A 9,727-nucleotide genomic window follows, 5' to 3' on the forward strand; every position below is an offset into this window, starting at 1 on the left:
GGAAGGGGCGGGGTGGGGGAAGCCCCGCGCAGCGGCTACTCCCGGGCGGCCGCGACGGCCGTCAGGGCAGCCAAGGCATGGGCCACCGCCGGGGCCGATTCCGAGCCGCGACGCAGCGCCGCGATGACGTGCCGCGTCGGCCGGTCGCGGGACAGGACCCGGACGGCGACGCCAGGGGCCCGGCCCGACACCATGCGGGGCACGAGCGCCACCCCCATCCCCGCCTCGACCATCGCGAGGATCGCCGTCCACCCGGACGCGGAGTGCGCCTGCTCCGGCACGAACCCGGCCGCCTCGCAGGCACTGCGGGTGATCTCCGACCAGGGTCCGCTGCCCCCGTAGATCCACGGATCGCCGGACAGGTCCGCGAGCCGCAGCTCCGGCGCCCCGGCCAGCGGATGGTCCGGCGGCAGGGCCACGTCGAGGGGGTCCTCCAGCAGCGTGACCCGGGTGAACCGCGGGTCCCGCGCGGTCGGTGCGTGCGCCGCCAGGGACAGCGCGAGGTCCACGACCCCGGCGGACAGCAGCTCGTACGATTCCGCCGCCTCGGTCTCCCGTACGCGGATCTCCACGCCGGGGTGCGAGCGCCTCAGGGCGGCGACCGCCGGGACCACGAGGACCGGTACGGCGGTGGAGAAGGCCCCGATCCGGACCTCCCCGGCCTCTCCGGCCAGGTACCCGGCCAGTTCGGCGTCGGCCCGCTCCAGTTGGGCGAAGACCGCCTCCGCGTGCCGCAGGACCAGGTGGGCGGCGTCCGTGAGGCGGACCCGGCGGCCCTGGGCCTCCAGCAGCGGGACCCCCAGCAGCCGGGCCAGATTGGTCAGCTGCTGCGAAACGGCCGAGGGCGTCATGTGCAGCGCCTCGGCCGTCGCGGTCACGGTCCCCTGTTCGGCGAGGGTCCGCAGGATGCGCAGCTTCTTGATGTCCCACTCGGTCATGGGACCGAACCTACCTGCGGGCACCGAGGCCGACGCCGCCCAGGATCAGCGCCATGCACATCAGCTGCGTGGGGCCGGTGGTCTCGCCGAGGAGCAGCAGGCCGAGGCCGGCGACGCAGACCGGCTGGAGGTAGTAGACGACTCCGGCGCGGGCGGCGCCGATGACCGAGACGGCCTTGTTCCAGGCGAAGAAGGCGACGGCGGAGGAGAGGACGCCGACGTAGAGGAGCATTCCGGCGGTGGAGGGGGTGACCCGGAAGCCGCCCTGGACGCTGACGGAGACGGCGTACGCGGGGGCCAGCATCAGCGCGCCGAGGACGAAGGTGGTGATCAGGAAGGCGAGTCCGCCCAGTTCGGCGGGCTTGCGCTTGAGGAGCGCGCTGTAGGTGGCGAAGGACAGGGCGGCGCCGAACATCCACAGGTCGCCGGCGGCGAAGTCGAAGCGGATCGAGCCCTTGCCGACCAGGAGCAGGACGCCGAGGGCGGCGAGGGCCAGGCCGCAGGTGCGCCGGGCGCCGAGCCGTTCGCCGCCGAGGCGGGCGTACAGCGCCATGACGACCGGCGAGGCGGCCATGATCATGCCCATGTTGGAGGCCGAGGTGGTCAGTCCGGCCTGGTGCACGAGGGTGTTGTAGAGGGTGACGCCGAAGAGCGTGGCCAGTGCGATGTAGCCGAAGTGCTTGCGGATCAGGGCCCGCTGCCGCCAGGCCTGCCGGGCGGCGAAGGGGGCGACGGCGACGGTGGCGATGGTCCAGCGCCAGAAGACGGCCTGGACGGGCGGGATGCTGTCGGCCATGCCCCGGGTGGCGACGAAGCTGCCGGACCAGACGACCGTCGCGAGCAGGGCGAGGAGCACGCCGAGGCCGGTGGCCCCCTTCTTGGCCCGGGTGCCCCCGCTGCCGGGCTGCTCGGTCTGCGAAACGGTACGGACGCGGTCCATGACGGCCACTGTGTGTCTCCCCCTCGGGGTCCGGTGTTTTCGGTCGATGCCTTACCGTCGCACCGAGTCACCCGTCAGGTCCATCGAATCATTTCGATCGGTCTCTTCAGAAGAACTGAACGGTCCGGTGGAGACGGCCTCGGGCTCGGCCTCGGGCCGCGCCGGCCGGGTCACGATCTGTCCCGCGACGGTCGCCCCGAGGGCGACGGCCATGCCCAGGACCTGCACCGGAGACAGCGCCTGCCCCAGGGCGGCCCAGCCGATGACGGCGGCGGTCAGCGGGGAGAGCATGCCGAGCAGGGTGACCGAGGTGGCGGTGAGCTGCCCGATGCCGCGCACCCAGAGCCAGTAGGCCAGGCCGGTGTTGATCAGCATCATGTAGCCGTAGCCGAGGAAGGCGTCTCCGTCGAGCGCGGGCGGCGCCCCTTCGACCAGCGCGGCCACCGGGATGATCATCAACCCGCCCGCGGTGAGCTGCCAGCCGGCCAGCGCCAGCGGCCCGGCCCCTTCGGGGCGCCCCCACCGCTTGGTCATGACGGTGCCCGCGGCCATCGAGGCCGAGGAGACGATGCCGGCGGCGAGCCCGAGCAGGTCGAGCCGCGCCTCGGCGGTCAGCACCACCATGCTCACGCCGAAGGCCCCCACGATGGCGACCAGTACGGTCCGCAGCCGCGCCCGCTCCCCCAGCAGCAGGGCGGACAGGCCGACGACGAACAGCGGTCCCGCGGAGCCCAGGACGGCCGCGACCCCGCCGGGCAGGCGGTAGGCGGAGAGGAACAGCAGCGGGAAGAAGGCGCCGATGTTGAGCCCGCCCAGGACGGCGGCCTTCCACCACCACTGCCCCTTGGGCAGGGTCCGGGCCAGCGCGGTCAGCAGGAGCCCGGCCGGCAGGGCCCGCATGACCCCCGTGAACAGCGGCCGGTCGGGCGGCAGCAGCTCGGAGGCCACGAAGTAGGTGGAGCCCCAGGAAACGGGGGCCAGGGCGGTCAGGGCGATGACGGCGACGCGCTTCATGACGGATGCTCCTCCGGCAGGGACGAGTAGCTCACTTGGAAGTAGCTTAGCACTAAGCTACTTTTCGGCAAGCAACTTTCTTGCGAAGGAACAAGCGGAAGCCGGATACTGCGGCCATGACAGAGCCCATGCCCGAGCCCGCGCCCGAGCCCGCCAAGGACCCCGTCGACGCGATCACCGCCCAGTGGTTCGCGGTACGACCCGCCTTGGACACCGCACCCATGGCCGTCTTCGGCCGGATCTTCCGGATCTCCAAGGCCATGGGCGAGGAGATGGACCGGGCCTACTCGCGCTACGGGATCGTGCGCGGGGAGTTCGACGTCATCGCCACGCTGCGCCGAAGCGGAAGCCCGTACACCCTCTCGCCCCGCCAGCTGTCGGCCACGCTGATGCTCACCACGGGCGGTATGACGGGACGGCTGGACAAGCTGGAGAAGGCCGGACTGCTCTGCCGCAAGCCCGATCCGCACGACCGGCGGGGGCTCCAGGTGACGATCACCGACCGCGGCCTCGCGCTCGTGGACGAAGCGGTCGAGGCGGGCCTGGCCGCACAGCGCGCGGCGCTCACCGGGCTCGACGAGGCCGAGGTGGCGGTGCTCACGGGGCTGCTGCGCAAGGTACTGGCCGGACTCCCGTAACCGGGTCCGGGTACGACGAGGCGCCGGGGGTCCCTACGGACCACCGGCGCCCCGGAAGCTTTCGAGCGGAGCGGACGGACCCCCGAAGGGATCAGCTCGCGGAATCCGCTCGCGCGGTCAGCTCTCCTGCTGCTTGCGCGACTTGTCGCCGACCATCACCAGACCGGCGATGACCAGGAACAGCACGATCGGCGCGGCCACGTACAGGCCCAGCGTCTCGGCAATGCTCAGGCCCTTACCCGGGTCGTCACCGTCGTCGCGGGTGAGCGCGAGGGCGGGAGACGTCATCAGCAGCATCATCAGCGTCGTTCCGGCCGTGACGGCGCCGGCGCGCAGAGCGTTCTTCTTGTCCACGGTGCAAACGTAGCGAACACCTAAACGACCCGCGCGCCCGGGGGTGCCGTACGGGTGCCCGCCCCCTCCCGCACCGCGCTCAGCAGGGCGTTCGCGCGCGGCGAGGCGGCCAGCGCCTCCAACGTCAGCGGCCGGCCCTCCGCGTCGGCGACCGGGAGGCGCCAATTGGGGTACTGGTCCCAGGTGCCGGGCAGGTTCTGCGGCCGCCGGTCCCCCACCGCGTCGGGCAGCCAGACCCCCACCAGCCGGGCCGGGGTGCGCAGCAGGAACCCGTACAGGGCCCGTACGGCGGCCTCCTCGCCCTTGGTGTCCAGGCCGAGGTCCTCCAGTACGTCCAGCCAGCGCGCGGTGTCGGCCGCGTCCTCGGCGCGCTCCCGCTCCAGCGGGCGGGTCAGCAGGCCGAGCCGGTCGCGCAGTTCCACGTGGACTCCGGCCAGCTTGGCGGCCGTGGGCGGCAGATCGTGGGTGGTGGCGGTGGCCAGGCAGTCGGACCGCCAGCGCTCCGCCTCCAGCGGCTCCCCGTCGCCGCCCCAGTCCCGCTCGAACCAGAGCACGGAGGTGCCCAGCACCCCGCGCCGGGCCAGCGCCTGACGGACCCCCGGCTGCACGGTGCCCAGGTCCTCGCCGATGACCAGGGCACCGGCCCTGTGGGCCTCCAGGACCAGCAGGGCGAGCATCGCCTCCCCGTCGTACGAGACGTACGCGCCTTCGGCGGGCGGGGTCCCCTCGGGGATCCACCAGAGCCGGAACAGTCCCATGACGTGGTCGATGCGCAGGGCGCCCGCGTACCGGAACACCCCGCGCAGCAGGGCCCGGAAGGGTTCGTACCCGGTGGCGGCCAGCCGGTCGGGGCGCCAGGGCGGCAGCCCCCAGTCCTGGCCGCGCGCGTTGAAGGCGTCGGGTGGCGCGCCCACGCAGACGCCCCGGGCGTAGTGGGGCGCGCCGGAGGCGTCCGAACCCTCCGGATGCACGCCGACGGCCAGGTCGTGCACGATGCCGACCGCCATCCCGGCCTCCTTGGCGGCCCGCTGCGCGGCGATCAGCTGGGTGTCCGTCAGCCAGACCAGCCAGCGGTGGAAATCGGTCCGGGTCCCCGGGTCCTCCCCGGCCCGGGCGGCGCACCAGGCGGCGTGCCGGTCCAGCTCCGCGCCCTGCTCGGCGCGGAACTCCCCGTAGGCCGCCTCCCGTTCGGGGGTGCGCGGGACGGCGTACAGCAGTTCCAGGGCGGCCCGCTTGAGGTCCCAGACGGCGTCCCGGTCGATCAGCGCTCCCTTCTCCAGCACCTCGCGCCGCAACTCCCCGCCCCGGTCGGCGAGTTCCGCGAGCGCGGCCCGGTCGGGGGACTCGGCCCACTCGGGGAGGTCCTCGATCCGCAGGTGCACCGGGTCGGGGAAGCGGCGCGAGGAGGGCCGGTACGGGGAGGGGTCGGTCGGGGTGCCGGGCACCGCCGCGTGCAGCGGGTTGACCTGGACGAAACCGGCTCCGTGGACCCGGCCCGCCCAGCGCGCCAGCTCCGCCAGGTCCCCGAGGTCGCCCATGCCCCAGGAGCGCTCGGAGAGCAGCGAGTACAGCTGGACGAGGAGCCCGTGGGTCCGCTCCGGCGCCGCCGGGGCCCGGTCGGGGGCCACGATCAGGGTGGCCGTCGCGGTGCGGCCGTCGGGGGCCTCGGCGTGCAGGAGGTGCACGCCGAGCGGCGGTTGCGCCGGCGGGCCGGAGACGGCCCCCGCCCCCGTCGCCGCCTCCGGCCCGGCGGCGTCCGCCACCGGGCCGGTCTCCGGCTCCAGCCGGGTCCGGGTGCCCGGCGGGAGCGCACCCAGTTCCACGGGCGCCCTCGACCCGGCCCACCACACCAGCACGCGCGGCAACAGCCGCTCGGCCGCGTCGCGTTCGGCCGCCGCCAGTTCCGCCCGTACGGACTCCGGAGTGCCGCTGTCCGCCCCGAGCCGCCGCAGTACGGCGGCGACGGTGGTCTCCGGAACCCGGACGGTGACGTCCTCGGCCGGCTGGTAGGTGGTGGCGACGCCGTACAGGGCTGCCAGCCGGGCGAGGTCGTCCATCGCGTTCCTTGTCTAGTCACCCGCGGCGGCGGCCGCGGCGGAGGTGGTCGGCTCACTGGTCAGCGGGGCCTCGCAGATGAGCGGGGGCTCGCTGGTCAGGGGGGCGTGCGCGAGGTCCGCGAGCGAGGGCTCGCTGGTCAGCGGCGCCTCGCACGGCCCGGCCTGCGCGGGCAGGTGGGCCAGCGGCGGGCGCTGTTTCGTGGCTTCGGCGGCAGTCGAAACCGGGGTGGATATGGCGGTGTTCGGCGTCTCGGTGTTCACGGCAGGCACTCCTTTGTGCGTGAGGATCGGTCAAGACCATGGAACACCGCTGGAGAACACCGCAGCCATACCCAGTCGGACGCATCGCATTCCTGGCCGATCCCGGTCAGATCACCCGCCGGCGTTGACACTTCGGCCGTACGGATGGTGGGCTCGGGCGCATTCGTACGAGCGGGGAACGACTCGGAACGGGGAGGCTCCGTGCAGCTCAGGGGCAGGAAGCGGGCGACGGCCGCGGCCGTCGCCGTCATCGGCACCCTCCTGGGCGGTTCGGTGGCCGTGGGCCCTCCCACCGCCTTCGCGGCACCCGCCGCGCCAGGAACGCCCGCCGCGCCCGGAACTCCCGGCGCGCCCGTCGTCCCCGGCGCCTCCTCCCCCCTCCTCGACCCGCCGCCCGGCCGGCTCCCCGTGCCCCTGCTCGACCCCGGCTCCGATCCCGGGCGGGCCGCCGCCGAGGGGCCCGCGGTGTGGCCGCGGCCGCGGTCGATGACCGCCGACCCGGCCCGCGAGGTGGCCCTGGGCGCCGAGGCCGTGCTGGTGCTGCCCGCCGGAGCGGATCCGTACGCCGCCCAGGTGGTCCGGGAAGCCCTGCGCGGGGCCGGCGTACGCACCCTGCACGAGCGGGCCGATTCCGACTCCGACCCCGCCCCGCTGCCCGCGCGGATCCCCGTCGTACGGCTCCAAGGGCCCGGTGCCGAGCGGGCGCTCGGCCTGCTGGGCGCGGCCGGGGCCGGCGATCTGCCGGCCGGCGGCTACCGGCTGGCGGTGGGCAGGGCCGACGGACGGGACACGGTCGCACTGGCCGGCACCGGGGACGACGGCGCGTTCCATGCCGCCCAGACGCTGCGTCAACTCCTCGCCCGGGGCGACGGGAAGGTGCCCGGGGTCCTGGTGCGGGACTGGCCCTCCGCGCCGGTGCGCGGGATCACCGAGGGGTTCTACGGGACTCCGTGGACGGCCGCGCAGCGGATCGAGCAGGTCGAGTTCATGGGCCGCACCAAGCAGAACCGGCTGCTGCTCGCCCCCGGCGACGACCCGTACCGGACCACCGACTGGCGCCGGGACTACCCGGCGGAGCGCGCAGCGGAACTGCGGACGCTGGCCGAGCGGGCGCGCGCCAACAAGGTGGTGCTGGCGTGGGCGGTCGCGCCGGGGCAGTCGATGTGCCTGTCCTCGGCGGCCGACCGGGCGGCCCTCGCGCGCAAGGTGGACGCCATGTGGGACCTCGGCTTCCGGGCGTTCCAGGTGCAGTTCCAGGACGTCAGCTACGCGGAGTGGGGCTGCCGGGCCGACCGCGAGCGGTACGGCAAGGGCCCGGCGGCGGCCGCGAAGGCGCACGCGGAGGTCGCGGGCGAACTGGCCGCGCACCTGGCCCGGCGCTATCCGGGGGCGCCCGCCCTGTCCCTGCTGCCCACGGAGTACTACCAGGAGGGCGCGACGGCCTACCGGACGGCGCTCGCCGGAGCACTGGACGGCCGGGTCGAGGTCGCGTGGACGGGGGTCGGCGTACTGCCGCGCACGATCACCGGGCACGAGCTGGCCGGGGCGCGCTCCGCGTTCGGGCACCCGCTGGTCACCATGGACAACTACCCGGTCAACGACTGGGACCCGGACCGGATCTTCCTCGGCCCCTACCAGGGCCGGGACCCGGCGGTGGCGGGCGGCTCCGCGGCCGTGCTGGCCAACGCGATGCCCCAGGGCACGCTGTCGCGCATCCCGCTGTTCACGGCGGCCGACTTCGCCTGGAACCCGCGCGGCTACCGGGCCGCCGAGTCCTGGGCTGCGGCCGTCGCCGAGCTCGCCGGTCCGGACCGGGGTGCCCGGGAGGCGCTGGCGGCCCTGGCCGGGAACAACGCCTCGTCGGGCCTGGCCCAGCCGGAGTCGGCGTACCTGGCCCCGCCGGCCGAGGAGTTCTGGCGGGCGCGGGCCGCGGGCGACCCGGCGGCGGGCGACCGGCTGCGGGCCGCCTTCCGCGTCCTGCGCGAGGCGCCCGCACGACTGCCCGGCCTGGCCGACGAGGCGGGGCCCTGGCTGTCGCGGCTCGCCCGCTACGGGACCGCCGGGGAGCTGGCCCTCGACGTCCTGCAGGCCCAGGCCCGCGGGGACGGGGCGGCGGCCTGGCAGGCCTCGCGGAGCCTGTCGGCGGCCGTGAAGGAGCTGTCCGAGAGCGCGGCCGCCGACGTCCGGGTGGACAAGGCGGTACTGGACCCCTTCCTCTCCCGGGCCGCGGCCGAGGCCGACGCCTGGACCGGCGCGGCCCGCGACACCCCGGGCACGGTCGCCCGGGCCGCGGACTCCTTCACCGTCCAGTTGTCCGCCGCGCACCCCGTCTCGACGGTCACCGTCATGACCGATCCGCTGCCGCCCGGGAGCCGGGGCGCGGCCGTCGAAGCGCACGTGCCCGGCGAGGGCTGGCGCAAGGTCGCCGAGGCGGCGGCCTCGGGCTGGACCCAGGCGGACGTCGGCGGCCTGCGGGCCGACGCGGTCCGGCTCGTCTGGTCCGGCCCGGCTCCGGCCGTGCACGGGGTGGTCCCGTGGACGGCGGACGGCCCCGAGGCCCGCTTCGAGGTGGCCGACACCGTGGACGCGGAGATCGGCGGGGCCGCGCAGCGGGTGCGGGCCACGCTGTCCGCGCTGCGGCCCGGCGAGGTCCGCGGCCCGCTGTCGGCGGCGCCGCCTCAGGGCGTCGAAGTCCGTCTGCCGGCCACGGCGGCCGCCCCGCGCGGTACGACGGTCACCCTCCCCGTGGACGTGGCGGTCGCTGCCGGCACGGCGCCGGGCACGTACGAGGTCCCGGTCACGTTCGGCTCCGAGACCCGCGTCCTGAAGGTGCGCGCCTTCCCCCGTACGGCGGGCCCGGACCTGCTGCGCGGCGCCCGGGCCACGTCCTCGGCGGACGAGACCCCCGACTTCCCCGCCTCGGCGGCCCTCGACGACTCCCCGGCCACCCGCTGGTCCTCCCCGGCGGTGGACGGCGCCTGGTGGCAGGCCGAACTCCCGGCCCCGGCCCGGGTCGGTCTCCTCCGCCTCCACTGGCAGGACGCGTACCCCTCCCGCTTCCGGGTGGAGACCTCCGCGGACGGCCTCTCCTGGCACCCGTCCGCGACGGTCGCCTCCCGGGGCGGAGTGGACACGGTCCACCTGGACCCGTCGGCCCCGGCGGCCCGCTTCCTCCGCGTCACGTCCGAAACCCGGGCCACGAGATTCGGCATCAGTCTCCTGGGGGCCGAGGCCTTCGCGATGACCCCGTAACCGGGGCCGGCCCCCCACTCAGGGCACCTCCCCGCCGCCCCCACCCCGAGGCTCCGCCCGGCCCCCATCACCGCCGCCCGGGGCCCGGCCGACGGGGCCGGGTTGCGGTGCCGCGCCATGCGCCCGCGCGGCGCGGATCGCCCGACCGGGCGAGTTGCAGTGCCGCACCGTGCGCCCGCGCGGCGCCGCTGCACGGGGGCCAGCCCCCGGACCCCCGCGCCTCAAACGCCGGCGGGGCTGATTTTGGCCCGCGTCGGCCCGCACCTGCACGCC

Annotated in this window: 8 protein-coding genes; 2 read left to right on the forward strand and 6 right to left on the reverse strand. The window is 75.4% G+C overall.

Annotation, left to right across the window (positions count from 1 at the left end; genetic code table 11):
* Positions 1-35: 35 nt before the first annotated feature.
* From ACWGDE_RS31420 to ACWGDE_RS31430, 3 genes are read right to left on the reverse strand one after another with little or no spacing between them, the layout of a single operon-like run.
* Positions 36-938 carry a LysR family transcriptional regulator gene (locus ACWGDE_RS31420; protein WP_453392428.1) on the reverse strand — a complete coding sequence of 301 codons (903 nt, stop codon included), beginning with the start codon at positions 936-938 and terminating at the stop codon, positions 36-38.
* A gap of 10 nt (positions 939-948) precedes the next feature.
* Positions 949-1,887, reverse strand: a complete 939-nt coding sequence (locus tag ACWGDE_RS31425) for a DMT family transporter (protein WP_453392429.1) — start codon at positions 1,885-1,887, stop codon at positions 949-951.
* A 42-nt stretch (positions 1,888-1,929) separates the two neighbouring features.
* Positions 1,930-2,892, reverse strand: coding sequence for an EamA family transporter (locus ACWGDE_RS31430; protein ID WP_453392430.1), 963 nt, complete (start codon positions 2,890-2,892; stop codon positions 1,930-1,932).
* A 116-nt stretch (positions 2,893-3,008) separates the two neighbouring features.
* Between ACWGDE_RS31430 and ACWGDE_RS31435 the strand changes: the two genes are divergently transcribed.
* Positions 3,009-3,530 carry a MarR family winged helix-turn-helix transcriptional regulator gene (locus tag ACWGDE_RS31435; RefSeq protein WP_453392431.1) on the forward strand — a complete coding sequence of 174 codons (522 nt, stop codon included), beginning with the start codon at positions 3,009-3,011 and terminating at the stop codon, positions 3,528-3,530.
* Positions 3,531-3,647: 117 nt separating this feature from the next.
* On the opposite strand, the gene ACWGDE_RS31440 is transcribed toward ACWGDE_RS31435, so the two are convergent.
* The 3 genes from ACWGDE_RS31440 to ACWGDE_RS31450 are packed head-to-tail and all read right to left on the reverse strand — an operon-like array spanning position 3,648 to position 6,202.
* Entirely contained in the window at positions 3,648-3,884 is a 237-nt protein-coding gene (locus ACWGDE_RS31440; RefSeq protein ID WP_453392432.1) for a hypothetical protein, read from the reverse strand.
* A 20-nt stretch (positions 3,885-3,904) separates the two neighbouring features.
* Entirely contained in the window at positions 3,905-5,941 is a 2,037-nt protein-coding gene (locus tag ACWGDE_RS31445) for a 4-alpha-glucanotransferase (RefSeq protein ID WP_453392433.1), read from the reverse strand.
* Positions 5,942-5,953: 12 nt separating this feature from the next.
* The gene (locus tag ACWGDE_RS31450) at positions 5,954-6,202 is read right to left on the reverse strand and encodes a hypothetical protein (protein WP_453392434.1); all 249 of its coding nucleotides are present in this window, start codon (positions 6,200-6,202) and stop codon (positions 5,954-5,956) included.
* Positions 6,203-6,403: 201 nt separating this feature from the next.
* Between ACWGDE_RS31450 and ACWGDE_RS31455 the strand changes: the two genes are divergently transcribed.
* Positions 6,404-9,454 carry a beta-N-acetylglucosaminidase domain-containing protein gene (locus tag ACWGDE_RS31455; RefSeq protein ID WP_453392435.1) on the forward strand — a complete coding sequence of 1,017 codons (3,051 nt, stop codon included), beginning with the start codon at positions 6,404-6,406 and terminating at the stop codon, positions 9,452-9,454.
* Positions 9,455-9,727: the final 273 nt, after the last annotated feature.

The organism is Streptomyces sp. NPDC054956 (assembly GCF_053609185.1).